Raw genomic sequence first — 23,927 nt, 5'->3', positions numbered from 1 at the left:
CGCCACTACGATGCGATCATGGCGCTCCTGCACCGGGCGGACCTGACGCCCACCAAACTCGAACTGCTCAACGCGTGGCTGCCCACCCGCTCCTGGTACGCCGGCCCCGCCGACCCCGACGTCGCGAAGGTCGGCGCGTTCCGCTTCGACGACCCCGCCGGCGAGGTCGGCATCGAGACGATCCTCGTCCGCGCCGGCGACGGACCGGTCCTGCAGGTCCCGCTCACCTACCGCGGCGCACCGCTCGCCGGCGCCGACCGCTGGCTGGTCGGCACCACCGAGCACTCGGTCCTCGGCGCCAGGTGGGTGTACGACGCGGCCGGCGACCCCGTCTACGCCGCCGCCCTCGCCCGCATCATCCTGACCGCCGAACCCCAGGCCGCCGAGGAGTTCGAGGTCGACGGCGTCCGCCAGGCCCGCCCGAGCGACGTCCAGGCCAACGGCAGCGGCCACGCCGGCGCCGCAGCCCCCGACACCACCGACATCCTCCACGTGGAGGACGCCGACCCGACCCGCATCGCAACAAGCTCCCACGAACTCACCGTGCTCAGGGTCCTCAAGGACGACGCCCCACCCCCTCCCGGCGCCCCGACCCTCACCGCCGCCTGGGGCGACGTCACGACCCCACGCCTCCTCGCGTACGCCACCGCCAGATAACCCCTCACCGCCGCCCGTCTCGACACGGGGTGCGCTGACCGGCTCACCCGGTCGTGGGAGTGCGGGTGACGACCGGCCTGCGTGGATGCGAGGCACGCGAGGCGTCACCCGTTCGTCCCGGCGCGGGGCGGGCCACCCGTTCATTCTGGGCGCGGGTGGTTGCCGGCCCGTGGCGGCGCCGTTGTGGGGGATGCTGTCGGGGTGACCGACCTTCGAGTGCTCCGCGGTGGCTCCGGCACCCCGGCGATCCTGCTCCTGCACGGCCTCGGCGCCACCGCCGACGTGTGGGACGACCTGACCGCCCTCCTCGACACGGCGTGGGTGGCGCCCGACCTGCCGGGCCACGGCGGCTCGGGGTGGCTGGAGGACTACTCGTTCGCCGGGGTCGCGGACGCCGTCGCCGGGCTGGTCGACCCGGACGGGACCGTCGTCGTCGGGCACTCGTTCGGCGGGGTGATCGGCCTGCACCTCGCCGACCTGCCCGGGGTGCGGGCGGTCGTCGGTCTCGGCATCAAGGTCGCCTGGACCGCCGAGGAGCTCGACCGCGCCGCGGCGCTCGCCAGGAAGGCGCCGATCATCCACCCGACCCGCGAGGAGGCCGCAACTCGCTTCCAGCGCGTTGCGGGGCTCGTCGGACTCAAGGACGACGCGCCGGACGCCGCCGTGACCCGCGACGGCGAGGGCTGGCGGAGCACGCACGACCCGCGGACGTTCGCGGTCGGCGAGCCCGGGGTCGCCGCCCTCCTCGCCGCCGCACGCGTCCCGGTCGTCCTCGCCCGGGGTGAGCACGACCAGATGGTGAGCCACGAGCAGCTCGCGGCGCTCGTCCCGGAGCCGGTCGACCTTCCCGGCCTCGGTCACAACGCCCACGTCGAGGACCCCGCCGCGCTCCTGCCCGTCCTCGCCGCCCCGCGCTGACGTGGACCACCCGCCGGATCGGTGATCTACGATCGGCCCGGTGCGGATCATGACGTGGAACGTGTGGTGGCGGTTCGGCGACTGGCGGGCCCGGCACGAGGCGATCCTCGCCACCCTCCGGTCCGAGCAGCCCGACGTGTGTTGCCTGCAGGAGGCCTGGGCGGTCCGCGGCGGTGAGCACCAGGTCGAGCTGCTGGCGCGGGAGCTCGGCATGCACTGGGCGTTCAGCAGCTCGCCGATGCCGGGGCGCTGGCACGACCGGATCGGCGACACCACCGTCGATGTCGGCAACGCGGTGCTGAGCCGGTGGCCGATCGGTGCGACCGCGATCGGGGACCTCGGCGGCGAGGGCCGGACGGTGCTGCACGCCCGCATCGACGCTCCCGACGGTCCGGTGCCGGTGTTCACCACCCACCTGGACTCGCCGCCCGACGGCTCCGCGGCCCGGTGCGCGCAGGTCGAGCGGCTGGTGCCGTTCGTGGCCGGGCACCGAATCCCGGAGCACCCGCCGGTGCTCACCGGGGACTTCAACGCCGAGCCCGAGTCCGACGAGATGCGGCGCCTGGGCGGACACCTCACCGCGCCGGTCGTGCCGGGCCTGGTGCTGGTCGACGCGTGGCGGTACCACGGCCGCAACGACCCAGGGTGGACCTGGGACCGCCGCAACCCGCACGTCACCTGCCACGCGACGCCGAACGCCCGGATCGACTACGTCCTGGTGGGCCTGCAGGGCCCGGGCCGCGGGTCCGTCGAGGGCGTCCACCTGGCGGGCACCGTCCCCCACGACGGCGTCTGGCCGTCGGACCACTTCGCCGTCGTCGCCGACCTGCGCTGAGCCGGCGACGCCAGGATCAGCGTCGCCCGCATCGTCGGCGTCGACCCGGAACGCGGCCGGCTGGGCGCACCGGCCTGCGCGCCGCCGCTGCCGACCGGGCGGCTACGAGACCACCGACCGCGCGGCGACGGAGACGGCGGCCTCGGCGAACGCGCGGATGACCGGGTGGCAGCGCGAGCCGTCGCCGGCCAGTTCGGGCTGGAACAGGGTGCCCATCAGGAACGGGTGGCCCGCCAGCTCCGCGACCCGCACCTGACCCTCGTCGTCGAAGCCGGTGAAGCGCAGCCCGTGCCTGGTCAGCTCCGGCAGGAAGGCGTGGTCCAGCCCGTACCCGCAGTGGTACCGCTCGATCGAACGCTCGACCCCGAAGACGCGCTCGGCGAGCGAGCCGGGGGTCAGGTTGACCGCGCCCTCGTGGCCGACGAGCGAGCAGGCGAGGGGGACGATCAGCTGCTGGCCGGCGTCGGGTTCGGATTCGCCGTGCCGGGCGTCGGCGATGCCGCAGACCGTGCGGGCGAACTCCAGCAGCAGGTGCTGAAACCCGCCACACGTGCCGAGGAACGCGATGCCGTGCTCCCGGGCGACCCGCACGGCGTGCAGGGCGCCCTCCTCGCTGAGATACGGGCTGCCCGGTAGCAGCCAGACGCCGTCGAACCCGGCGAGGTCGGTCGCCGACGCGTCGGGTGTCGGGATCCAGTACGCGTCGACGCCGATGCCGTGCTGCGCGCGGAGGACGTCGAGCAGCCCCGGAATCCGGGCGTGGGAACGGACGTGCAGGGAACGGTCGCCCACCAGGGCGATGCGGGCGGTGCGGGTCTCTGTCATGCGTCCACTGTCCCGTGACCGGCGTACATCAGTCCAACAACTGATTCGCGTAGCAGGATAAGCAATACTGATGGTGTGGATCCGCACCTGCTGCGCACGTTCGTCGCGGTCGCGAGCGCCGGGTCGTTCTCCGCCGCGGCGCAGGAGCTGGGCTACACGCAGTCCGCCGTGTCGCAACAGATCGCCGCGCTCGAGTCCGACCTGGGTACCACCCTGCTGCACCGCCGGCCGGTCGCGCCGACCGACGCGGGCGCCCGGCTGCTCGAGCACGCCGGCCCGATCCTGCTGCGGTTGAGCGCCGCCCGCGCCGACGTGATCCGCCTGTCGGGCCAGCCCGCCGCGACGGTCGTGCTCGGCGCCACGCCGTTCGCCGGCAGCGCGCGGGCCGCCGCGGTCCTCGCCGAGGTGCAGCGGGCCATGCCCCGCGTGCGGTTCACGCTGCTGCTGGCCGGCCGCGACGCGGTGGCCACCGGCGTCGCCACCGGGACGCTCGACGTCGGACTCGTCGACGGCGTGACGGCGCCCAGCGACCCGTTGCCGCTGCCCGACGCAGGGCAGTTGGCGGCGTCGGTACTGGCGGAGTCCGCCGCCCTGGTCGCCTTCCCCACCGGCCACCCGCTCGCCGGCCGCGCATCCGTCGGCCTCGCCGACCTGTCCGACGCGACGTGGATCGACGCGCCCGACGTCGCCACGCCACTGCCGCAGCTGCGGGCGCTGGCGCACAGCGGCGGGTTCCGTGAACGGTTCACCTACCAGGGCACCGACACCGGCGGGCTGCTCGCGCTCGTGGCCGCGGGTGCGGGCCTGGCCCTGCTGCCCGGCCCGCTGACCCACCCGGGCGTCGCCGGCGTCCCGGTGACAAGGCCGCGACTCGTGCACCGCACGGAGCTCGTCCACGGCTCGCTCACCCCACCGGCCCGCACCCTCGCCGAAGCGCTGCGACCCTGACCTGTCCCGCCGCGCGGACCCCGGCCCTCGTCGCGCCAGCCGCTTGTTCGCCGCATGGCCATCGGGCCGTCAACGGCTCACTCCGCCGGCCCGCGTCCTCGCTGAGGCGCTGCGATCCCTGACTCGTTTCGCCGCGTGGACGCCGGTCCTCATCGTGCCGGCCGCTCATCCGCCGCATGGCCGTCGTTGCACCGGGCGTGCGGTCGCCGCGCCGGTTGGTCGAGATGATCGTCGTGTCGGGTCTGCCGCCGTCGCACGGGCGTCGGTCGTCGTTGCACCGGGATTGCAGCCGCCGCGGCGGTTGGTCCAGGCCGTCGGTGCCGCGGGGGCCGTTCAGTGCCGCACGGGGCACCGACAAACCGCAAGGTCAGGCCGTCGTTGCGTGGTACACGCGCCGATGCCGCGAAGGGGTCAGTCGTCGCCGGCGACGGTGAGGTGGGGTTCGGTGCCGACGCAGGTCACCTCGGCGCGCACGTCGCCGCCGCCGCTGCGCGCCTTGAACCGCAGCGCCGCGACCGCCGCCGGTCCCCGCTGCACGTGGTCGGTCTCGAAGCCCGAGTTGGGTGTCCACGACCGCAGTGTGACCAGACCCACGTCGCACACCGCGACGATCGTCCCGGCCGAGGTCGTCAGGGCCCGAACGACCCCGCCCCCGGCCGTCGTCGGGCCCGCCGACTGACCCGGCGTCCCGTCCGGCGTGACCGGTGGTGTGGCCGGTGACGCGGCCGGGCCCGTCGTGGCGCCGGCCAGCAGCGCGTCGACCTTGGCCTCGCTGTACGGGGTGTCCGACGTGCCGAAGATGCCCTGCCGCATCGACCCGACGGCGCCGGTCGCCACGGCGGTCGCAACGGCCACGGTCGCCAGCCACGCGCCGCCCGCGAGGGCCCACCGGCGGTGCAACGTCGTCCACATGCACACCACTATCCACCGCCGATGGCTAAGGCATGGTTAACCTCTGGCTATGGCGAAGGTGCTGCTCGTGGAGGACGACGGGACCATCCGCAGTGGCGTCGTGCGCGCGCTGACCGAGCGGGGGCACGTCGTCGTGCCCGCCGCGACCGCGATGGACGGGCTCAAGCTCGCCGTCGCGGAGGCGCCGGACGTCGTCCTGCTGGACCTCGGCCTGCCCGACCTCGACGGCCGGGAGGTGCTGCGGATGCTGCGGGCGGTGAGCCGCGTGCCGATCATCGTGGTCACCGCCAGGCGCACCGAGGGCGAGATGGTCCGCGCCCTGGACGCCGGCGCCGACGACTACGTCGTGAAGCCGTACGGTGCCGAACAGATCGACGCCCGGATCCGCGCCGTGCTGCGCCGCGCCGACGGCGGACCGTCCGCACCCGAACGGGATCCCGCGCTCGACGTCGACGGGGTGCGCATCGACCCGCGGGCCAGGACCGCGACGCTCGACGGCGCGCCGCTGGACCTCACCCCGCGCGAGTTCGACCTGCTGTACCACCTGATGACCCGCGCCGGCGAGGTCGTCGGCAAGCGCGAGCTGCTCACCGAGGTGTGGCAGGTGCCGTACACGACGGCCGACAAGACCGTCGACGTCCACCTGTCGTGGCTGCGCCGCAAGCTGGGGGAGACCGCCCAGGAGCCGCGCCGCCTGCACACCGTCCGCCGCGTCGGCGTCAAGTTCGGGCTGCCGCGGTGAGGTGGCGCCTGGCGCTGCTCGTCGCGGCCGCGATGACGCTGGTGCTGCTCGCGTTCCTGGTCCCGCTCGCGCTGCTGTTGCGCGGCGTCGCCGCGGACCGGGCCGTCTCGGTCGCCATGACGCAGGCGCAGTCCCTGGGCATTCTCGTGGCCACCGCCGACCCGCAGTCGCTGCGCCTCGCCGTAGAGCAGCTCAACGTCGACCCTTCGCGGCCGGTCAGCGTGTACCAGCCGGACGGCGCCGTCGTGGGTCCGTTCACCGACCAGACCCCGGCGGTGCGGCTCGCCGCCCGGACCGGCAGCTTCTCCGTCGAGCACGCCGCCGGTCGCGAGGTCCTCGTCGCCGTCCAGGGCCTCCCGCAGGGCACCGCGGTCATCCGGGTGTTCGTCCCGCTGGCCGAGCTGCGCCAGGGCGTGACCCGCGCGTGGCTGGTCCTCGCGCTGCTCGGCGCCGGCCTGCTCGCCGTCGGCGTCGCCGTCGCGGACCGCCTCGCCGTCATGGTCGTGCGCCCGATCCGTTCCCTGGCCGCGGTGTCCGACGCGCTCGCCGGCGGCGACCTCGACCGCCGGGCGCCGACGTCGTCGGGGCCGCCGGAGGTCCGCGCGGTCGCCACCGCCCTCAAGCACCTCGCCGCCCGCATCCGCCACCTCCTGCAGTCCGAACGCGAGCGCGTCGCGGACCTCTCGCACCGCATGCGGACCCCGATGACCGCCCTGCGCCTGGACGCCGAAGGCCTGCGCGACCCCGCCGACGCCGACCGCATCCTCGCCCACGTGGCCGCCCTGGACCGCGCCGTCACCACCGTCATCGAGGACGCCCGCCGCGAGCGTGACGTGCCGTCCTGCGACGCGACCGCGGTCGTCGCCGAACGGGTCCGCTTCTGGACCGTGCTCGCCGAGGACCAGGGCCGCCCGGTCGAGACGGACCTGCCGGCCGGCCCGCTGCCCGTCGCGGTCTCCGCCACGGAGCTGGCGGCGTGCGTCGACGCCTTGCTGGGCAACGTCTTCGCCCACACGGAGGAGGGGGTGGCCCTGGCGGTCACGCTGGACTCCCGCCGCGTCCTCACCGTCCAGGACGCCGGCGCCGGCTTCGACCCGTCCGCGGGCGCCCGTGGCGTCAGCAACGCGGGGTCCACCGGTCTCGGTCTCGACATCGCCCGCCGTACCGCGGAAACCGCCGGCGGAACCCTCACCGTCGACCGCTCACCCCTCGGCGGCGCACGGGTCACGGTGACGCTGGGCGCGTTAACCGAACCTTAGGGTTGCCACAGGCCTCCGCTATCGCCGCGCCCGGCACCGTGGTCAGTGCAAGCACAGCACAACCACGGAGGTGTGTACGACATGCGCAAGCTCATCATCATCACCGCGACCGTCACGACGGCCCTCGCCATCGGCGGCACGGCCCTGGCCGCGTCAGGCCCGTCGAACGACGGCCGTCCCGCCCGGGTTTCGGCGTCGCCGTCGACCGACGACAGCGCCTGGCCGTCCCCGTCGATGTCCAGCGACGACCCGACCGCGTCCCCGTCGGCATCGATGGACGACCACGGCCACCACCCGTCCGCCTCGGCCTCCCCGTCCGCCGACGACCACGGCGGCAACCGCACCAGCGGCTCCGGCAACTCGGGCAGCGGCTCCGGGAACAGCGGCAGCGGCTCCGGGAACAGCGGCAGCGGCGGCTCGGGCAGCGGCCACCGCGGTGGGGGCTCGGACGACGGCCCGGGCCACGACGTCGGCGACGACCACGGCAGCGGCGGCCACGGCTCGGACGACGGTACGGGCCACGACGTCGGCGACGACCACGGCGGCGGCCACGGCTCGGACGACGGCGCGGGCCACGACGCCGGCGACGACCACGGCGGCCGCCGCTGACCCACCCGGCCACACCCCCGTCGGCGCCGCTCACAGCCAGCGGCGCCGACGGCCGCGGTGCGGGCGTGCCGCACCGGCCGGGGTCGGTCGGCGGGCTCGCCCATGAGAGACGGCTTGCCGCCATGTCCCACATCGCAGGACGGCGTCGCTCGTGTGTACGCCGCGAATGGCGATCTCCGCACGCGGGTTGCGGCGGTGCGGCGGGGGAGTCATCCCAGAGAACGGGACGGAACGGCGGACGAGGGTGGGGGAAGGGCGGCGCGGTGTTGGCTTCGTGGGGGATGGTTGCGATCATGGTCCGGTGACCCTGCTCGATGACGACACGCTCGCCGGCTCGTCAGTGGTGGCCAACTCCGCGATGAACCGCGGGCGCGGGCTCGCCGGGGTCGACAGCTATGACCGCGAGCTGGGGTTCAACCCGGTCGACGCGCTCCTGCCCCTGGTGTCGGTCACCGGGACCGCGGACACCGTCGCGTGGCTCGATCTGTGCTGCGGCACGGGGCGGGCGCTGGTCGAGGCGGCCGCCAGGCTGGACGCCGCCGGTGTCGGGGAGCGGGTCCTCGTCCACGGGGTGGACCTGGTGGACATGTTCGACCCGGCGCCGGACGTGCCGTGGCTGCGGCTGACCACCGCGTCGGTGGCCGACTGGAAGCCGGACCGGCGGTACGACCTCATCACCAGCGTGCACGGCCTGCACTACGTGGGCGACAAGCTCGGCCTCCTGGCGAAGGCGGCGGGCTGGCTGACCGGCGGTGGCCGGCTCGTCGCGGACATCGACCTGGACAGCGTGCGGCTCGAGGACGGCCGGCCCGCCGGGCGGCGGCTCGCCACGCACCTGCGGGACGCGGGGTTCAACTACGACGGCCGCCGCCGCAGGATCGGCCGGGACGACCGTGGTGACGTCGCGCTGCCGTACGAGTACCTCGGGGCCGACGACACGGCGGGCGCCAACTACACCGGCCAGCCGGCGGTCGACTCCTACTACCGTCGGGTGTCCTGACCGCCGACCTGCAAGTGGCTTGCGAGCACGGCCAGGTGGGTCTCCCGGGCGGCGGTGTGCCGCTGCAGGCCCTCGCTGGTGAGCGTCACGAAGACGCCCCGCCGGTCGGCCTCGCACAGCGCGCGCGACACCAGGCCGCTCTTCTCCAGCCGCGCGACCGCCCGTGACAGGGCGCTCTGGCTGAGGTACATGTCGGCGGCGAGGTCCTGCATGCGGCGCTTCTCACACTGCTGCGCGACGAGCCGGTCGAGGATCTCGAACTCGCTCATGCTCAGCCCGTGCGTCTCCGACAGGGCGCGCTCCAGATGGCTCGCGACCTCGTTGTAGCTGGTCAGCAGCGAGCGCCAGTGCTCGATCAGCGCAGCCTGCGACGTCATGCCGCGCATCCTACTCCGGTACCACATCCCGATGCACCCACATTAAATGCAGCAGCAATTAGTGCGTGGACATTGAATGCGCATGCATCTAGTGTCCGTGCCGTGACTACGACACTCCCGGCCCCAGGCACGACCATCGCGCCGGAGCCCCACGCGACGATGACCCCGCGGCTCTGGGGGATCCTCGCGGTGCTCTGCGCCGTGCTGTTCCTCGACGCCCTCGACGTGTCGATGGTGGGCGTCGCGCTGCCGTCCATCGGCGCCGAGCTCGGCCTGTCGACCACCTCGCTGCAATGGATCGTCAACGGGTACGTCCTCGGCTACGGCGGCCTGCTCCTGCTCGGCGGGCGGACCGCCGACCTGCTCGGCCGGCGTCGCGTGTTCCTCGTCGCGCTCGGCGTCTTCGCGGTCGCGTCCCTCATCGGCGGCCTCGTCGACGACGGCACGCTGCTCATCGCCACCCGCTTCGTGAAGGGCCTGGCCGCCGCGTTCACCGCGCCGACCGCCCTGTCGATCCTCACCACCACGTTCCACGAGGGGCCGGCCCGCAACCGCGCGCTGTCGGTCTTCTCGGTCTTCGGCGCCAGCGGGTACAGCTCCGGGCTGATCCTCGGCGGGCTGCTGACCAGCGTCGGCTGGCGGTGGACGTTCCTCATCCCGGTGCCGCTCGCCATCGCCGCGCTGGTCGCGGGCCGCGTCCTCATCCCCAGGGATGAGCCGGCCCACGGTGGCGGGCACGACCTTGCGGGCGCGGCCACCCTCGTCGGCGGCATGCTCCTGGCGGTCTACACCGTCGTGTCCGCGCCCGACCGCGGCTGGCTCGACCCGGTGACGCTCGCCTCCGCCGTCGTCGCCGTCGCGCTGCTGGCCGGGTTCGTGCTCATCGAGCGGCGCGTCGCGCACCCGCTCATCCGCCTCGGCATCCTGCGGGTCGGCTCGATCGTGCGCGCCAACGTGAGCATGGTGGCGCTCTTCGGGTCCTACCTGAGCTTCCAGTTCATGATGACGCTGTACCTGCAGAGCGTCCTGCACTGGTCGCCGCTGCGGATGGCGCTCGCACTGCTGCCGGCGGGCCTGCTGGTCGCGTTCGGCTCGCCCTTCGTCGGCCGGCTCATCGACCGCTACGGCACCCCGCGCCTCATCGTCGCCTCGATGCTGTCGATGAGCCTGGGCTACGGCTGGTTCCTGCTCACCGCCGGCAGCGCGCCGCACTACCTGCTCGCGATCCTGCCGGCGATGCTGCTGCTGGGCGGCGGTTTCGCGTTCGGGTTCAGCTCGATCATGGCCCAGGCGACCGACGGCATCGCCGACGAGGAGCAGGGGCTCGCCTCCGGACTGGTGCAGAGTTCCGGCCAGGTCGGCGCGGCCCTCATCCTTGCGGCGGTCACCGCCCTCGTCGCGACCGGCGGCGACGCGGGGACGGGCACCGGCGACTTCACCCAGTTCCACCCCGGCGTCAACCTCGTCACCGGCGTCGCGCTCGCCGGGCTCGCCCTGAGCCTGGTGCCGGTGCTCTCCGGGCGGCGCGGCCGGCACGCGTGATGCGACACTTGCCGCTGTGACGAAGGCATACGGCATCGGCCCGGTCGGCGGCGAGTTCGTCCGGGCCGATGCCGGCTGGCCACCGCCGCTCGTGGCGGCGTGCGGTCACGTGGCCGGATCGGCGGCGTACGAGCTCGACGCCGCGGCGCTCGCCGCGGTCATCGAGAGCTCGGACCCGGATGACGTCGCCGCACTGCGCTGGCTGGAAGGCGACCGCGTGCTCGCCGTCCTCATCGACGACCTCGCCGCCGTCCCGGCCGTCCCGGCGGACCGGGCGGCGTGGGTGGAGCAGAGCCCGCCGGGCGGGCAGGGCGTCGACCCTGATGTGGCACGGCTGGCCGCGCAGCTGCTCGTGGGGCGGGTGGAGAACGCCGACGGCACGACGACGCTGTGGCGGCCCGTCGGCCCGGAGGAGCTGCGGCTCGTCGAGGCGGCGGACTGGCGGCGCTGGCCGGCGCGGCTGGCCGATCAGCCGATCTTCTACCCGGTCCTCAACGAGGAGTACGCCACGCAGATCGCCCGGGAATGGAACGTGCCGGCGTCCGGGGTCGGGCACGTGACGCGGTTCCGGGTCGAGACGGCGTTCGCCCGGCGGTACGTCAGCCGGCGTGCGGGCGGCGGGACCGTGCTCGAGCTGTGGATCCCCGCCGAGGACGTCGACGCTCTCAACGAGCATCTCGTCGGCGTGATCGAGGTCATCGGCACCTACACCGGTTGACGCCGCAAACCGCTTGCACGCGGATCGGCGAGGGTGTGGTCTTGAGGCGTGGATGCCCAGCGGGTGCTAGCCCTGTTCGACGAGAAGATCCGCCAGGAGCCCGGGGCCGGCGCCGGCTCGGTCGTGGAGCGTGAGCCCGGCATCGTGCGGGTCGTCTCCTCCAGCGACGGCTGGCACGGCATCTCCTGGTGCGACCTCGACGGCCTCGACGCCGACACGGTCATCGCCGCGCAGATCCAGCGGTTCGGCCGGCTCGGCCAGCCGTGGGAGTGGAAGCACTACTCGCACGACCGCCCCGCCGACCTGCCCGGGCGGCTCCTCGCCGCCGGGTTCGAGCCCGGCCCCGTCGAGGGCCTGCTCTTCGCCGAGGTCGCCGGCCTTCCCCTCGAGGTGACGCTGCCCGCCGGCACGCGGCTGGAGCCCGTCACCGACGCGGCCGGGGCCGACCTGGTCGTCGCGGTCCACGACGAGGTGTTCGGCGGCGACCACTCGAGCATCGGCAAGGATCTCACCGCACGCCTCGCCGACCGTCCCGGTGAGATCGCCGCCGCCGTCGTCATGGCCGGTGACCGGCCCATCTGCGCCGGCCGGGTCGAGTTCCACGGCGGCACCGGCTTCGCCAGCCTGTGGGGCGGCGGCACCGTCGCCGACTGGCGCGGGCGTGGCGTCTTCCGGGCGCTCGTCGCCCACCGCGCCGCCCTCTCCGCCGCGGCCGGCTACCGGTACCTGCAGGTCGACGCGTCCGCCGACAGCCGCCCGATTCTCCGCCGGCTCGGCTTCCAGCAACTCGCCACCACGACGCCGTTCGTCCACAACCCCTGAGCCCGACTCGGGGCGACACCGGACAGATCAGCGACCTTCGCCCCTGGCCGCCCGCTCGTTCGGCCGCAGGCGCCCGGTGCGCCCGGCTGGATCGCCTTCGGCCTGCTGGCCGGCGCCGCCCGCTCGTTCGGCCTGGGCCTCGCCATAGGCTGACGACGAACGCCGCGCTCAACGAGGCCGCGGGGCCGCCGCGCCAAAGGTGGTCGCGGGGACGGAGCGCTCGATCGAGGCCGCGGGGGCGAAATGTCGCTTGGCGCGACGCGGAGAAGCGGCGGAGGCGACGCCGGACAGTCGGTCAGGCGGTGGGTCGTACAGCGGCGATCACAGCAAGCAGGTCAGCGTGGGTGATCGGGGACGGGGGCCGGCCCTGGCGCGCCTCGTCCATGGCCTTGTCGAGCTGGGCGCGGCGCAGCGCCTCCTTGAAGTCCGCGCCGGTCAGGCCGGTCGCCGCGGCGGCCAGGGCCGGCACGTCGACGTCGTCGGCGAAGAGGCGGAAGCCGCCGACCTCGTGCCGGGCGATGAGGCGGCGCAGCAGCTTCCCGAGGATGTCGGCGCGAGCGGCGGGGCCGGGCGGCGGCACCGCCAGCTTCAGGTCGAAGCGGCCCGAGCGGATCAGCGAGGCGTCGACGCGGTCGGGGAAGTTGGTGGTGGCCACGACGATGACGTTGGGGTTGTGCTCGATGAGGGTGTTCATCTCCTGCTTGAAGATGCCGGCCACCGCGTTGATCATCTGGCCGGCGGCGTCGAAGGCGGCGCCGGTGTAGCTGATGATCGAGTCGAACTCGTCGAAGAGCAGGACGGTCGGGTGGTCGAGGCGGCGGGCGTCGGCGAAGATCCGCTGGATGTTCTTCTCGGAGTTGCCGACCCACTTGTCGAGGATCTCCGGGGTGCGGATCTCGCGCAGCTCGCCGCCGATCTCGTTGGCCAGGGCGCGGGCGAGCATCGTCTTGCCGGTGCCGGGCGGGCCGTAGAGCAGGATGCCCTGCGGCCTGGTCGCGCCCCAGCGGGCCATGACCTCGGGGTGGCGGAAGGACACGGCCACGTCGCGGAACTGCGCCACGACCTCGTCGAGCCCGCCGACGTCGTCGAGGCGCACGGCCTCGGAGTCGGTCAGCGAGGGCTGCTGCAAGGCGGGGCTCACGGTCACGGGGTCGGTCGCGCCGGTCAGCTCCATCACGGCGAACACCAGCGACGCCAGGTCGGCCGAGCGCAGCACCAGGTCGGGGCCGTCCTCGACGACGGTGACGGTCGGGTCGGGCACGGTCGTGGGGCGGTCCTTGGCGGTGCGGGCCAGACCGACCGCGATGACCGCCCCGAGCACCGCGCCGGGCAGGCCGAGCAGCCGGAAGAGGGCCCCGCCCGTGGCGCCGCCGACGAACGCCCGGGCGAGGCCGGGCAGGTTCACGAAACCGCGGGACCAGCGGGCCGTGTACCCGTCGGGGCCGGCGGTCAGGACGACGCCGCGGTCCGGCAGGTCGTGCCCGATCGGGCCGTCGGTGATCAGGTGCGCGTCGATGATGCGCAGCGACCGGCCCGACGCCTCGACGAGCTCGATCTCCGGCCGCAACTGCATTCTTCGAGTCTGCCACGCAGCCGGACAGGCGGCACCGCGACGGAGAAGGCGTGGCTTGGGGAGACAAAAAGGGGATACTGGACAGGCCTAGACATGAAACATCTCCGGAGTATGGTGCCGGAGATAGTGAGAGGGGGGCCATGCTCGCCCACTTCAACGATCTGCCGCCGGCCGCGGCGCAGGAGGCCCTGCTGGCCTGCTGCGCGTCGCCCGGCTGGGCCGCCAGGGTGGCCGGCCACCGCCCCTATCCGACATCCGCCGACCTCATCGTCACCGGCGTCGCCGAGTTCGACGCGCTGAGCTGGCCGGACCTTGCCAACGCCCTCGCCGCCCACCCCCGCATCGGCGAGCGCCCCGAGGGCGACAGCGAGGAGGCCGCCTGGTCGCGCCGCGAGCAGTCCGAAGTCCAGGGATCCGCCGAGCTCGCCGAGGCCAACCGGGTCTACGAGGAGCGCTTCGGCCACCTGTTTCTGATCTTCGCCAGCGGCAAGAGCGCGCCGGAGATCCTCGCCGAGGCCCGCGGCCGGCTCGGCAACGACGAGGAGACCGAGCGCCGGGTCGTCCGGGGCGAGCTGCGCAAGATTGTGGAGCTGCGCCTGGAACGGCTCGTGGTATGAGCTTCTCCACCCACGTGCTGGACACCTCCAGAGGGCTTCCGGTGGCCGGCGTACCGGTGTGCCTCGAAACTCCTTCGGGACCGCACGACGGGGTGACCGACACGGACGGCCGATGGCGGTTCGACGCGCCGCTCGAGGCGGGCCGGCACCGCTTGGTCCTGCGGACGGAGTTCGCCTCCGACTTCTTCCCCGAGGTCGCGATCGTCTTCACGGTCGCCGATGAGCGGCACCACCACGTGCCGCTGCTGCTGAGCCCGTACGGGTACTCGACCTACCGGGGGAGCTGAGCCGTGCCGACCTTCGCCCTCGGACCCAACCAGTACGGCAAGGCCGAGATCCGCATCGTGCGCGTCACCCGTGGGCCCGGCGGCGACGAGCTCATGGACCTCAACGTCAGCGTCTCCCTGCGCGGCGACCTCGCCGCCAGCCACCTCACCGGCGACAACGGCGCCGTGCTGCCGACCGACACGCAGAAGAACACCGTCTACGCGTTCGCCCGCCAGCACGGCATCGACGACATCGAATCATTCGCGGCGCGGCTGGCCCGGCACTTCGTCGGCTCCCAGCCGAGCATCCACGGCGCCCGGGTCCACGTCGAGCAGTACCCGTGGCGGCCCGTCGACGGCCGCCACACGTTCCGCCGCGACGGCGGCGAGGTGCGCACCGCCACCGTCCACCACGACGCGGAGCACACCCAGGTCGTGTCCGGCGTCCGCGACCTGGTGCTGCTCAAGACGACCGACTCAGAGTTCCACGGCTTCGTCAAGGACGCCTGGACCACCCTGCCCGAGACCCGCGACCGGATCCTCGCCACCAGCGTGAACGCCACCTGGCGGCACACCGGCTCGGCGGACCACGGCGCGGCCCGGGCCGCTCTGGTCGAGGCGTTCGCCGCCACCCACAGCCTGGCGCTGCAGCAGACCCTGTTCGCGATGGGTTCGTCGGTACTGGCGGCGTGCCCGGACGTCGTGGAGGTGAAGCTGTCGCTGCCCAACCGGCACCATTTCCTCGTCGATCTGGCCCCGTTCGGGCTCGACAACCCCGACGAGGTGTACTACGCCGCCGACCGGCCGTACGGGCTGATCGAAGGGACCGTCAGGCGCGACGACGATGTCGCCGAGGAGGTCACGTGGAGTTTCTGAGACCGTCCACCTGGGACGAGGCCCTGGCCGCGAAGGCCGAACACCCCGACGCGGTGCCGATCGCCGGCGGCACCGACATCATGGTCGAGCTCAACTTCGACCGCCGCCGGCCGCCCGCGCTGCTCGACCTGACCCGGGTCGCGGCGCTCACCGACTGGGCCACCGACGGCGACCGGCTGCGGATCGGCGCCGGCGTCACGTACCGGCGCATCATCGACGAGCTCGGCACGCGCCTGCCCGGGCTGGCCATGGCGGCCAGGACCGTCGGCTCACCCCAGATCCGCAACCGCGGCACGGTCGGCGGCAACCTCGGCTCCGCCTCACCGGCCGGCGACGCGCACCCGCCGCTGCTCGCCACCGGCGCCGAGGTCGAGGTCGCCTCGGTCCGCGGCACCCGCACCGTCGCCGTCACCGACTTCTTCCAGGGCCCCAAACGCAGCGTCCTGGCCCCCGACGAGCTGATCGCCGCGTTCCTCGTGCCGGCCGCGAAGGGGCCGCAGCAGTTCGCGAAGGTCGGCACCCGCAACGCGATGGTCATCGCGGTCTGCTCGTTCGCCCTCGCGCTCGACCCGTCCCGCCGCAGCGTCGGCACGGGCATCGGCTCCGCCGGGCCGACCCCGCTGCGTGCCACGGACGCCGAGTCCCTGTCCGCCGAGCTGCCGTGGGAGGACCGTGCGCCGCTGCCGGAGTCGCTCGCGCGGCGGTTCGGCGAGCTCGTCGGCGCCGCCGCCCGGCCGATCGACGACGTGCGCGGCAGCGCGGCCTACCGGCGGCACGCGCTGGCCGTCCTCGGCCGCCGCACCCTGCGCTGGGCCTGGGAGGAGCACCGATGCGCGTGAACCTGACCGTCAACGGGGAGGACCGCCAGGCCGACGACGTCTGGCCGGGGGAGAGCCTGCTGTACGTGCTGCGCGAACGCCTCGGGCTGCCCGGCGCGAAGAACGCCTGCGAGCAGGGCGAGTGCGGATCGTGCACCGTCTACCTGGACGGGACCCCGGTCTGCGCCTGCCTCGTCGCCGCCGGCCAGGCCGAGCACCGCGACGTCCGCACCGTCGAAGGGCTGCCGGACGCGGACGGTCTCGACCCGGTCCAGCAGGCGTTCCTCACCGCCGGCGCGGTCCAATGTGGATTCTGTACCCCCGGCCTCGTCGTCGCCGTCCACGACCTGCTCGCGCGCAACCCGGTGCCCAGCGACCCCGACATCCGCGAGGCCCTCGCCGGGAACCTGTGCCGCTGCACCGGCTACGAGAACATCGTCGCCGCGGTGAAGCTGGCGGCCGGCGAATGATCGTGATCGAAAACTGCGCGGTGTCCACGGTGGACGGTGCCGGGACCGAGCACGCCGACGGCCACGTCGCCGTCGAGGGCGACCGGATCGTCGCCGTGGGTCCCGGCCCGTACGAGGGCGCGCCGGACGCGACCCGGGTCGACGGCACCGGCTGCCTCGCCACGCCCGGGCTCGTCAACACCCACCACCACCTGTACCAGTCGGCGACCCGCGGCTACGCCCAGCAGGAGATCCTCTTCGGCTGGCTCAAGGAGCTGTACCCGGTGTGGGCCCGCATCGACGCGGGGACCGTGCACGCCGCCGCCACCGCCGGCCTCGCCAAGCTGGCGCTGTCCGGCTGCACCACCAGCACCGACCACCACTACGTGTTCCCCCGCGACGGCGGCGACGTCCTCGCCGCGGAGATCGAGGCGGCCGCGGCGGTCGGCCTGCGCTTCCACCCGTGCCGCGGGTCGATGGACCTGTCCGTCAAGGACGGCGGCCTGCCACCGGACAGCGTCGTGGAGGACACCGACGCGGCCCTCGCCGCGACCAAGGACGCGATCGACCGCTTCCACGACCCGTCGCCCGGCGCGATGGTGCGGATCGCGGTCGCGCCCTGCAGCCCGTTCTCCGTCACGCCGCGGCTCATGCGCGAGGCCGCGGACCTGGCCCGCTCCGAAGGGGTCCGGCTGCACACGCACCTCGCCGAGACCGTGGAGGAGGAGGCGTACTGCCGGGAGGTCCACGGCTGCACGCCCGTCGACTACGCCGAGTCGCTCGGCTGGCTCGGCGACGACGTGTGGCTGGCCCACGCGGTACACCTGGATCCCGGCGCGATCGCGAAGCTCGGCGCCACCGGCACCGGAGTCGCGCACTGCCCGAGCTCCAACGGGCGGCTCGGCGCCGGCATCGCCCCCGTCCGCGACCTGCTCGACGCGCGGGTGCCGGTCGGTCTCGGCGTCGACGGCGCCGCGTCGCAGGAGGCCGGGCAGCTCGGCCCGGAGCTGCGCCAGGCCCTGTACCTGGCCCGCCTGCGGGGCGGGCCGGCCGCGCTCACCGCCCGCGAGTCCCTGGCGCTGGGCACGATCGGCGGCGCCCGCTGCCTCGGCCGTGCCGACGAGCTCGGCTCCCTGGAGGCCGGCAAGCTCGCCGACGTCGCCCTGTGGCGGCTCGACGGCATCGGCCACGCCGGCATCGACGACCCGGTCGCCGCGCTCGTGTTCGGCCCGCCGGCGCCGCTGCGCCTGCTGCTCGTCGGCGGCCGCGCCGTCGTCCAGGACGGCGCGCTGTCCACGGTGGACGAGGCCATGGCCGCCGCGGCGCTCGCCCGGGCGGCCCGCAAGCTCCGGGAGGCCCGATGACCGCGCCTCCAGCACCCGGCCCACGCGCAGGTGCGGGCTCTCGCACGGTCTTGGAGGCGCGATGACGACCGCGGCGCTGGGCACGCAGCAGGGCATCGGCACCTCGCCGCAGCGGCCCGACGGCACCCTGAAGGTGACCGGCGAGTTCGCGTTCTCCTCCGACCTGTGGGCCGACCGCATGCTGTGGGGCGCCACGCTCCGCAGCCCCCACCCGCGCGCCAGGATCGTCCGCGTCGACATCACGGGCGCCGTCGCCACCACGGGCGTGCACGCGGTCCTCACCGCCGCCGACGTGCCCGGCGCCAAGCGGTACGGCCTCGAGGACCGCGACCAGCCCGTCCTCGCCATCGACCAGGTCCGCTACGCGGGCGAGCCGGTCGCCATCGTCGCCGCCGACCACCCGGAGACCGCCCGCCGCGCGTGCGCCGCGATCGTCGTGGAGTACGAGCCGCTCCCGCCGATCACCGATCCGGTCGCCGCCATCGACTCCGCGGACACCGTCCACGACAGGGGAAACCTGCTGCGGCACGTGCCGATCCGCAAGGGCGACCCGTCCGTCACCGCCCCGGTCGTCGTCACCGGCGAGTACGAGGTCGGCATGCAGGACCAGGCGTTCCTCGGGCCCGAGTCGGGCCTCGCGATCCCCGCCGAGGACGGCGGCGTCGACCTCTTCATCGCCACCCAGTGGCTGCACGGCGACCTCGACCAGGTCGCCGACTGCCTCGGCCTGCCGGCCTCGAAGGTGCGGCTCAGCCTCGCCGGCGTCGGCGGGGCGTTCGGCGGTCGTGAGGACGTCAGCATGCAGGTCCACGCGTGCATGCTCGCGCTGCACACCGGCCGCCCCGTGAAGATGGTCTACTCGCGCGAGGAGTCCTTCCACGGGCACGTCCACCGGCATCCGGCGCGCATGTGGTACGAGCACGGCGCCGACACCGACGGCAGGCTCGTCTACGTGAAGGCGCGCATCGTGCTCGACGGCGGCGCGTACGCCTCCACGTCCAAGGCAGTCGTCGCGAACGCGACCACGCTGGGCGTCGGACCGTACACGGTGGACAACGTGCTCGTCGACGGCTACGCCGTCTACACGAACAACCCGCCGTGCGGCGCCATGCGGGGGTTCGGCGCCGTGCAGGCGTGCTTCGCCTACGAGTCCCAGATGGACAAGCTCGCCGCCGCGCTCGGCATGGACCCCGTCGACGTCAGGACCCGCAACGCCATCGCGCCCGGCGACACCATGCCGACCGGCCAGGTGGTGCGTGGCCCCGCCCCCGTCGCCGACCTCCTCGACCGGGTCCGCGCCGCGCCGCAACCCCCGGACCGCGGCGGCGACCTGCGGGAGCTGCCCGGCGGCGTCGCCAACACCACCCACGGCGAAGGCGTGCGCCGCGGCGTCGGCTACGGCGTCGGCATCAAGAACGTCGGCTTCTCCGAGGGGTTCGACGACTACTCCACCGCCCGCGTCCGGCTCGAGGTCGTCGGCGGGGAGCCGGCCGCCGTCGTGCACACCGCCGCCGCCGAGGTCGGCCAGGGGCTCGTCACCGTCCAGGCCCAGATCGTGCGCACCGAGCTCGGCGTCGACCAGGTCACCGTCGCCACCGCCGACACCACCATCGGCAGCGCCGGCTCCAGCTCGGCGTCGCGGCAGACGTACGTCACCGGCGGCGCCGTCAAGGCCGCCTGCGCCGCCGTCCGCCGGGAGCTCGGCCGCCGCATCGGCAGGGACGACTTCGCCCTGCAGGGCGGCAAGCTCGTCACCGGGGAAGGGGAGCTGATCGCGGACCTCGCCGACGTGCTCGGCGACGTGCCGGTCGAGGAGACGGTCGAGTGGCGGCACCGGCCGACCACGCCCCTCGACCCGCTGACCGGCCAGGGCGACGCGCACGTGCAGTACGCGTTCGCCGCGCACCGCGCGACCGTCGACGTCGACGTCGAGCTCGGCCTCGTGCGGGTCGTCGAGATCGTCACCGCGCAGGACGTCGGCCGGGCCCTGCACCCGCAGTCGGTGCGCGGCCAGATCGCCGGCGGCACCGCGCAGGGCCTCGGCCTCGCCGTGATGGAGGAGATCCAGGTCGACGGCGGGCTCATCCGCAACCCGTCGTTCACCGACTACCTGATCCCCACCATCCTCGACGTCCCGCCGATGCGCATCGACGTGCTCGAGCTCGGCGACCCCGACGCGCCCTACGGCCTGCGCGGCGTCGGCGAGCCGCCGACGATCTCGTCCACCCCGGCGATCGTCGCCGCGATCCGCGCCGCGACCGGCCTCGCGCTCAACCGCGTCCCGGTCCGGCCCGAACATCTCACGGGGACCTGAGCATGGGACTCACCGACCTCGACCTCGAAGAGCTGCTCGCGAGCGCCGAGCACGCCGGCGACACACCGCCGCCCGCGCCGGTTACCCGCCGCCCCGTGCACACCTGCTACGTGCCCGCCGACCGGTTCAGCGCCACCACGGTCCGCGACTGGGGAGCGCTCGCGCTGGCCGCCCTGGAGGAGCACGGGCTCCCGGGCTTCTCCGAGTCCATTGTGGACATGGTACGGACGAAGCTCGCCGGCGAACCGGTCGAGGACCTGCGCGTCGACTTCGAGGACGGCTACGGCGTGCGCCCTTCCTCCGTCGAGGACGAGCACGCCCTCGCGGCGGGCGCCGCCCTGCGCGCCTGTGCCGTGCCGTTCAGCGGGCTGCGGGTCAAGAGCCTCGAACCGGCGACCGTGCGGCGCGCCGCACGCACCCTCGACCTGTTCCTGTCCGCGCTCGGCCCGCCGCCGCCGGAGTTCGTCGTCACGATCCCGAAACCCACCTCGGTCGCGAACGTCGACACCGCGGTCCTGCTGTGCCGCCAGCTGGAGCACGCGCACGGGCTGGAGGAGGGGCGGCTGCGCTTCGAGCTGCAGGTCGAGACCCCGCAGGCGGTCCTCGGCCCGGACGGCACGTCGCCGCTGCCGCTGATGATCCTCGCCGCGCGCGGGCGGCTCACCGGGCTGCACTACGGCACGTACGACTACAGCACCGCCCTCGGTGTCGCGCCCGCGCACCAGGCCCTCGACCACCCGGTCGCCGACCACGCGAAGGCGGTCATGCAGGTGGCGGCGGCGGCCGCTGCCGGCGTCCACGTCGCCGACGGCTCCACCAACATCCTCCCCGTCGGCGACACCGCCGCCGTGCACGCCGCGTGGCAGGTGCACGCCCGGCTGGTGCGCCGCGGCCTCGAACGCGGCATCCACCAGGGCTGGGACCTGCACCCGGCGCAGCTGCCGACCCGCTACGCGGCCACGTTCGGCTTCTACCTCGACGGCCTGCCCGAGGCCCGCCGGCGCCTCGACGCCTACCTGTCCCGCCGTGACAGCGGCATCCTCGACGAGCCCGCCACGGCCCGGGCCATCGCCCGTTTCCTGCTCCGCGGTGTCCACTGCGGAGCCCTGTCGGCGCCCTCCGTGGGGCGGACGATCGAGGAGTTGGTAGCCCTGTGACGTTCACGCTGCGCTCGCGGCAGGTGTATCTCCCGGACGGCCCGGGCCCGGCGACCGTCACCGTCCACGACGGACGGATCGCCGCCCTCGGTCCCGTGGACGCCGACTGCGACGAGGACCTCGGCGACCTCGTCCTCCTGCCGGGCCTCGTCGACACCCACGTGCACGTCAACGAGCCCGGCCGCACCGAGTGGGAAGGGTTCGCCACCGCCACCCGCGCCGCGGCCGCCGGCGGCGTCACCACCATCATCGACATGCCCCTCAACTCGCTGCCCCCGACGACGACCGTCGCCGCGCTGCGCGAGAAGCAGGCCGCCGCGACCGGCAAGTGCTGGGTCGACGTCGGCTTCTGGGGCGGCGCCATCCCCGGCAACGCCGGCCAGCTGCCCGCGCTGCACGACGCCGGGGTCTTCGGCTTCAAGAGCTTTCTCGCCGACTCGGGCGTCCCCGAGTTCCCGCCCCTGGACCGCGATGGCCTCGCCGCCGCGTTCGCGAGCGTCGACGCGCTCTTCGTCGTGCACGCCGAGGACCCCGGGCACCTGCGCGACACCCTCGCGTCCCGCGCCTACCCCGACTTCCTCGCCTCCCGGCCGCCGGTGGCCGAGGTCGCCGCCGTCGGCACCGCCCTGTCCGCCGCTGCCGCCGCGGGCGTGCGGGTGCACATCCTGCACCTGTCGGCCGCCGACGCGCTGCCGCTGCTGCGCGAGGCCGCCGCCGGCGGGGTCCGGGTCACCGCCGAGACCTGCCCGCACTACCTCACCCTCGACGCGCACGCCGTCCCCGACGGGGCCACCGAGTTCAAGTGCTGCCCGCCGATCCGTGACGCCGTCAACCAGGACGGGCTGTGGGCGGGCCTCGCGGACGGCACCATCACGGTCGTCGTGTCCGACCACTCACCCAGTACACCAGACCTCAAACGCCGGGAGAGCGGCGACTTCGCGGCCGCGTGGGGCGGCATCGCCTCGCTGCAGGTCGGCCTCAGCGCCGTCTGGACCGAGGCGCAGGACCGCGGCTTCACCCTCGCCGACGTGGTGCGCTGGATGGCGCTGGGACCCGCCGACCTCGTGGGCCTGACCCGCAAGGGACGCATCGCGGTGGGCGCCGACGCCGACCTGGTCGCCTTCGCCCCCGACGAGCCGTTCGTCGTCGACGCGACCGCCCTGCACCACCGGCACCCCGTGACGCCCTACGCCGGCGCCGCGCTGCGCGGGGTCGTCCACACCACCTGGCTGCGCGGCGTGCCGGTCGGTGACACCCCACACGGAACGCTGCTGCGGCGCTCGGAGGATCGATGACCTTCACGGACCTGCCGGACCTGGCGTCCCGGTTGCTCGGCGGCGGCGTGGTCGACGCCAACGACGAGTTCTTCGCCGCCCGCGACAACCTCGTCAACCCGGAGCCGTCCACGTTCGAGACGTGGACGTTCGGCCCCAAAGGGAAGGTCTACGACGGCTGGGAGACCCGCCGGCGCCGCACCCTCGGTCCGGACCTGCACGACTGGGCCGTGGTGCGCCTCGGCGCCCCCGGCGCGGTGCACGGCGTCGTCGTCGACACCGCCCACTTCACCGGCAACTACCCGCCGCACGTCTCGGTCGAGGGCTGCGAGGTCCCCGGGCATCCCGCGCCCGCCGCGCTGACCGGCTGGTTCCCCCTCGTCGGCCGGTCGGCCGTGCGGGGCGACACGCGCAACCTCTTCGAGGTCACCGACCACCGCCGGGTCACCCACGTGCGGCTCAACATCTTCCCCGACGGCGGCGTCGCCCGCCTCCGCGTGCACGGCGTCGTCGACCCCGACCCGGCGCTGCTGCACGGCATGACCGTCGACCTCGCGGCCCTCGAGCTCGGCGGTCTCGTCGTGGACTGCAGCAACCGCTTCTACGGCTCCGCCAACAACCTCATCCTGCCCGGCCACGCCCGCGTCATGGGGGACGGCTGGGAGACGGCCCGCCGCCGCGACGACGGCAACGACTGGGTCCTCGTCCGCCTGGCCGCCCGGGGCACCATCCGCCTGGCCGAGCTCGACACCACCCACTTCAAGGGCAACGCCCCCGCCGCCGCCACGCTCCGCGGCACCCTGGACCCCTCGTCCGACCCCTCGTCGGACTCCGCCTGGTTCGACCTGCTGCCCCGGGTCGACCTGCAGCCCGACACCAGGCACCGCTTCCGCCTCGACAGCACCGTCCCCGCCACCCACGTCCGCCTCGACGTCTTCCCCGACGGTGGCATGGCCCGCCTCCGCCTCTTCGGCGAGACCCTCTGACGCCGATGGTTGCATCTGGTACCCGCGGGTAAGGTTCCCCTGACTTCCGGGCAGTGCGTTCGGGGCAGG

25 protein-coding genes are annotated in these 23,927 nt (G+C 74.2%); 21 read left to right on the top strand and 4 right to left on the bottom strand.

Going from position 1 to position 23,927, the window contains the following annotated elements; all coding sequences use genetic code 11:
- Positions 1 to 18 precede the first annotated feature (18 nt).
- From ACQEVZ_RS14960 to ACQEVZ_RS14950, 3 genes are all read left to right on the top strand, one after another.
- Positions 19 to 657 carry a CG0192-related protein gene (locus tag ACQEVZ_RS14960; protein WP_433366633.1) on the top strand — a complete coding sequence of 213 codons (639 nt, stop codon included), beginning with the start codon at positions 19 to 21 and terminating at the stop codon, positions 655 to 657.
- Between the two features lie 201 nt (positions 658 to 858).
- Positions 859 to 1,575 carry an alpha/beta fold hydrolase gene (locus ACQEVZ_RS14955; RefSeq protein WP_433366630.1) on the top strand — a complete coding sequence of 239 codons (717 nt, stop codon included), beginning with the start codon at positions 859 to 861 and terminating at the stop codon, positions 1,573 to 1,575.
- A 49-nt stretch (positions 1,576 to 1,624) separates the two neighbouring features.
- The gene (locus ACQEVZ_RS14950) at positions 1,625 to 2,410 is read left to right on the top strand and encodes an endonuclease/exonuclease/phosphatase family protein (RefSeq protein WP_433376760.1); all 786 of its coding nucleotides are present in this window, start codon (positions 1,625 to 1,627) and stop codon (positions 2,408 to 2,410) included.
- A gap of 102 nt (positions 2,411 to 2,512) precedes the next feature.
- Here the strand turns inward: ACQEVZ_RS14950 and ACQEVZ_RS14945 are convergent, their stop codons facing one another.
- A complete protein-coding gene (locus ACQEVZ_RS14945) occupies positions 2,513 to 3,235 on the bottom strand; it encodes a CTP synthase C-terminal region-related (seleno)protein (protein WP_433366627.1) in 723 nt (240 codons plus the stop codon).
- 75 nt (positions 3,236 to 3,310) lie between these two features.
- On the opposite strand from ACQEVZ_RS14945, the gene ACQEVZ_RS14940 reads away from it, so the two are divergent.
- Complete coding sequence (locus ACQEVZ_RS14940) at positions 3,311 to 4,183, top strand: LysR family transcriptional regulator (protein ID WP_433366624.1); 873 nt, start codon at positions 3,311 to 3,313, stop codon at positions 4,181 to 4,183.
- A gap of 411 nt (positions 4,184 to 4,594) precedes the next feature.
- Here the strand turns inward: ACQEVZ_RS14940 and ACQEVZ_RS14935 are convergent, their stop codons facing one another.
- Positions 4,595 to 5,095 carry a hypothetical protein gene (locus ACQEVZ_RS14935; protein ID WP_433366621.1) on the bottom strand — a complete coding sequence of 167 codons (501 nt, stop codon included), beginning with the start codon at positions 5,093 to 5,095 and terminating at the stop codon, positions 4,595 to 4,597.
- 49 nt (positions 5,096 to 5,144) lie between these two features.
- Here ACQEVZ_RS14935 and ACQEVZ_RS14930 point away from each other — a divergent pair, with 49 nt between their 5' ends.
- The 4 genes from ACQEVZ_RS14930 (at position 5,145) to ACQEVZ_RS14915 (ending at position 8,705) form a co-directional block, all read left to right on the top strand.
- Complete coding sequence (locus ACQEVZ_RS14930) at positions 5,145 to 5,837, top strand: response regulator transcription factor (RefSeq protein WP_344502711.1); 693 nt, start codon at positions 5,145 to 5,147, stop codon at positions 5,835 to 5,837.
- Entirely contained in the window at positions 5,834 to 7,096 is a 1,263-nt protein-coding gene (locus ACQEVZ_RS14925) for a sensor histidine kinase (protein WP_433366618.1), read from the top strand. The genes ACQEVZ_RS14930 and ACQEVZ_RS14925 overlap by 4 nt, the downstream gene beginning before the upstream one ends.
- Positions 7,097 to 7,177: 81 nt before the next feature.
- Positions 7,178 to 7,705 carry a hypothetical protein gene (locus ACQEVZ_RS14920; protein ID WP_433366615.1) on the top strand — a complete coding sequence of 176 codons (528 nt, stop codon included), beginning with the start codon at positions 7,178 to 7,180 and terminating at the stop codon, positions 7,703 to 7,705.
- Positions 7,706 to 8,006: 301 nt separating this feature from the next.
- The gene (locus ACQEVZ_RS14915) at positions 8,007 to 8,705 is read left to right on the top strand and encodes a class I SAM-dependent methyltransferase (RefSeq protein WP_344502708.1); all 699 of its coding nucleotides are present in this window, start codon (positions 8,007 to 8,009) and stop codon (positions 8,703 to 8,705) included.
- Here the strand turns inward: ACQEVZ_RS14915 and ACQEVZ_RS14910 are convergent.
- Entirely contained in the window at positions 8,687 to 9,082 is a 396-nt protein-coding gene (locus tag ACQEVZ_RS14910; protein ID WP_354893016.1) for a MarR family winged helix-turn-helix transcriptional regulator, read from the bottom strand. The genes ACQEVZ_RS14915 and ACQEVZ_RS14910 overlap by 19 nt on opposite strands.
- Before the next feature lie 102 nt (positions 9,083 to 9,184).
- On the opposite strand from ACQEVZ_RS14910, the gene ACQEVZ_RS14905 reads away from it, so the two are divergent.
- The 3 genes from ACQEVZ_RS14905 to ACQEVZ_RS14895 all read left to right on the top strand — a co-directional run bounded on the left by ACQEVZ_RS14905 (position 9,185) and on the right by ACQEVZ_RS14895 (position 12,164).
- Entirely contained in the window at positions 9,185 to 10,624 is a 1,440-nt protein-coding gene (locus ACQEVZ_RS14905; RefSeq protein WP_433366611.1) for an MFS transporter, read from the top strand.
- Positions 10,625 to 10,985: 361 nt separating this feature from the next.
- Positions 10,986 to 11,342, top strand: a complete 357-nt coding sequence (locus ACQEVZ_RS14900; protein ID WP_344502807.1) for a hypothetical protein — start codon at positions 10,986 to 10,988, stop codon at positions 11,340 to 11,342.
- Between the two features lie 48 nt (positions 11,343 to 11,390).
- Positions 11,391 to 12,164 carry a GNAT family N-acetyltransferase gene (locus ACQEVZ_RS14895; RefSeq protein WP_433366608.1) on the top strand — a complete coding sequence of 258 codons (774 nt, stop codon included), beginning with the start codon at positions 11,391 to 11,393 and terminating at the stop codon, positions 12,162 to 12,164.
- 295 nt (positions 12,165 to 12,459) lie between these two features.
- Here the strand turns inward: ACQEVZ_RS14895 and ACQEVZ_RS14890 are convergent, their stop codons facing one another.
- Entirely contained in the window at positions 12,460 to 13,737 is a 1,278-nt protein-coding gene (locus tag ACQEVZ_RS14890; RefSeq protein WP_344502704.1) for an ATP-binding protein, read from the bottom strand.
- Positions 13,738 to 13,877: 140 nt separating this feature from the next.
- Here ACQEVZ_RS14890 and uraD point away from each other — a divergent pair, with 140 nt between their 5' ends.
- The 10 genes from uraD to alc all read left to right on the top strand — a co-directional run bounded on the left by uraD (position 13,878) and on the right by alc (position 23,858).
- Positions 13,878 to 14,354: a 2-oxo-4-hydroxy-4-carboxy-5-ureidoimidazoline decarboxylase gene (uraD, locus tag ACQEVZ_RS14885; protein ID WP_433366604.1), complete on the top strand. Its 477-nt coding sequence runs from the start codon at positions 13,878 to 13,880 to the stop codon at positions 14,352 to 14,354.
- Complete coding sequence (locus ACQEVZ_RS14880) at positions 14,351 to 14,641, top strand: hydroxyisourate hydrolase (RefSeq protein WP_344502702.1); 291 nt, start codon at positions 14,351 to 14,353, stop codon at positions 14,639 to 14,641. The genes uraD and ACQEVZ_RS14880 overlap by 4 nt, the downstream gene beginning before the upstream one ends.
- Positions 14,642 to 14,644: 3 nt before the next feature.
- On the top strand, positions 14,645 to 15,496 hold the full coding sequence (pucL, locus tag ACQEVZ_RS14875) for a factor-independent urate hydroxylase (protein WP_344502701.1): 852 nt from the start codon (positions 14,645 to 14,647) through the stop codon (positions 15,494 to 15,496).
- Positions 15,484 to 16,335, top strand: a complete 852-nt coding sequence (locus ACQEVZ_RS14870) for an FAD binding domain-containing protein (protein ID WP_344502700.1) — start codon at positions 15,484 to 15,486, stop codon at positions 16,333 to 16,335. The genes pucL and ACQEVZ_RS14870 overlap by 13 nt, the downstream gene beginning before the upstream one ends.
- On the top strand, positions 16,326 to 16,784 hold the full coding sequence (locus ACQEVZ_RS14865; RefSeq protein WP_344502699.1) for a (2Fe-2S)-binding protein: 459 nt from the start codon (positions 16,326 to 16,328) through the stop codon (positions 16,782 to 16,784). Before ACQEVZ_RS14870 ends, ACQEVZ_RS14865 begins: the two co-directional genes overlap by 10 nt.
- The gene (locus ACQEVZ_RS14860; RefSeq protein ID WP_433366598.1) at positions 16,781 to 18,127 is read left to right on the top strand and encodes an 8-oxoguanine deaminase; all 1,347 of its coding nucleotides are present in this window, start codon (positions 16,781 to 16,783) and stop codon (positions 18,125 to 18,127) included. The genes ACQEVZ_RS14865 and ACQEVZ_RS14860 overlap by 4 nt, the downstream gene beginning before the upstream one ends.
- A 61-nt stretch (positions 18,128 to 18,188) precedes the next feature.
- Positions 18,189 to 20,441, top strand: a complete 2,253-nt coding sequence (gene pucD / locus ACQEVZ_RS14855) for a xanthine dehydrogenase subunit D (RefSeq protein ID WP_433366595.1) — start codon at positions 18,189 to 18,191, stop codon at positions 20,439 to 20,441.
- 2 nt (positions 20,442 to 20,443) lie between these two features.
- A complete protein-coding gene (locus ACQEVZ_RS14850; RefSeq protein WP_433366592.1) occupies positions 20,444 to 21,598 on the top strand; it encodes a DUF6986 family protein in 1,155 nt (384 codons plus the stop codon).
- Positions 21,595 to 22,893 carry an allantoinase AllB gene (allB, locus tag ACQEVZ_RS14845; RefSeq protein ID WP_433366589.1) on the top strand — a complete coding sequence of 433 codons (1,299 nt, stop codon included), beginning with the start codon at positions 21,595 to 21,597 and terminating at the stop codon, positions 22,891 to 22,893. The genes ACQEVZ_RS14850 and allB overlap by 4 nt, the downstream gene beginning before the upstream one ends.
- Entirely contained in the window at positions 22,890 to 23,858 is a 969-nt protein-coding gene (gene alc / locus ACQEVZ_RS14840; protein ID WP_360565218.1) for an allantoicase, read from the top strand. Before allB ends, alc begins: the two co-directional genes overlap by 4 nt.
- The last annotated feature ends 69 nt before the right edge of the window (positions 23,859 to 23,927 follow it).

Source organism: Dactylosporangium sp. CA-152071 (genome assembly GCF_050936335.1).
Classification (GTDB): domain Bacteria; phylum Actinomycetota; class Actinomycetes; order Mycobacteriales; family Micromonosporaceae; genus Dactylosporangium; species Dactylosporangium maewongense.
This window is presented reverse-complemented; position numbering and strand designations above follow the sequence as displayed.

Excerpts from the sequence above, each read along its gene's own strand:
- ACQEVZ_RS14960 (WP_433366633.1), top strand. The coding sequence starts at position 19 with ATGGCGCTCCTGCACCGGGCGGACCTGACGCCCACCAAACTCGAACTG.
- ACQEVZ_RS14950 (WP_433376760.1), top strand. The coding sequence starts at position 1,625 with ATGACGTGGAACGTGTGGTGGCGGTTCGGCGACTGGCGGGCCCGGCAC.
- ACQEVZ_RS14945 (WP_433366627.1), bottom strand. The coding sequence starts at position 3,235 with ATGACAGAGACCCGCACCGCCCGCATCGCCCTGGTGGGCGACCGTTCC.
- ACQEVZ_RS14935 (WP_433366621.1), bottom strand. The coding sequence starts at position 5,095 with ATGTGGACGACGTTGCACCGCCGGTGGGCCCTCGCGGGCGGCGCGTGG.
- ACQEVZ_RS14930 (WP_344502711.1), top strand. The coding sequence starts at position 5,145 with ATGGCGAAGGTGCTGCTCGTGGAGGACGACGGGACCATCCGCAGTGGC.
- ACQEVZ_RS14920 (WP_433366615.1), top strand. The coding sequence starts at position 7,178 with ATGCGCAAGCTCATCATCATCACCGCGACCGTCACGACGGCCCTCGCC.
- ACQEVZ_RS14910 (WP_354893016.1), bottom strand. The coding sequence starts at position 9,082 with ATGACGTCGCAGGCTGCGCTGATCGAGCACTGGCGCTCGCTGCTGACC.
- ACQEVZ_RS14890 (WP_344502704.1), bottom strand. The coding sequence starts at position 13,737 with ATGCAGTTGCGGCCGGAGATCGAGCTCGTCGAGGCGTCGGGCCGGTCG.
- uraD (WP_433366604.1), top strand. The coding sequence starts at position 13,878 with ATGCTCGCCCACTTCAACGATCTGCCGCCGGCCGCGGCGCAGGAGGCC.
- ACQEVZ_RS14880 (WP_344502702.1), top strand. The coding sequence starts at position 14,351 with ATGAGCTTCTCCACCCACGTGCTGGACACCTCCAGAGGGCTTCCGGTG.
- ACQEVZ_RS14865 (WP_344502699.1), top strand. The coding sequence starts at position 16,326 with ATGCGCGTGAACCTGACCGTCAACGGGGAGGACCGCCAGGCCGACGAC.
- ACQEVZ_RS14860 (WP_433366598.1), top strand. The coding sequence starts at position 16,781 with ATGATCGTGATCGAAAACTGCGCGGTGTCCACGGTGGACGGTGCCGGG.
- pucD (WP_433366595.1), top strand. The coding sequence starts at position 18,189 with ATGACGACCGCGGCGCTGGGCACGCAGCAGGGCATCGGCACCTCGCCG.
- ACQEVZ_RS14850 (WP_433366592.1), top strand. The coding sequence starts at position 20,444 with ATGGGACTCACCGACCTCGACCTCGAAGAGCTGCTCGCGAGCGCCGAG.
- alc (WP_360565218.1), top strand. The coding sequence starts at position 22,890 with ATGACCTTCACGGACCTGCCGGACCTGGCGTCCCGGTTGCTCGGCGGC.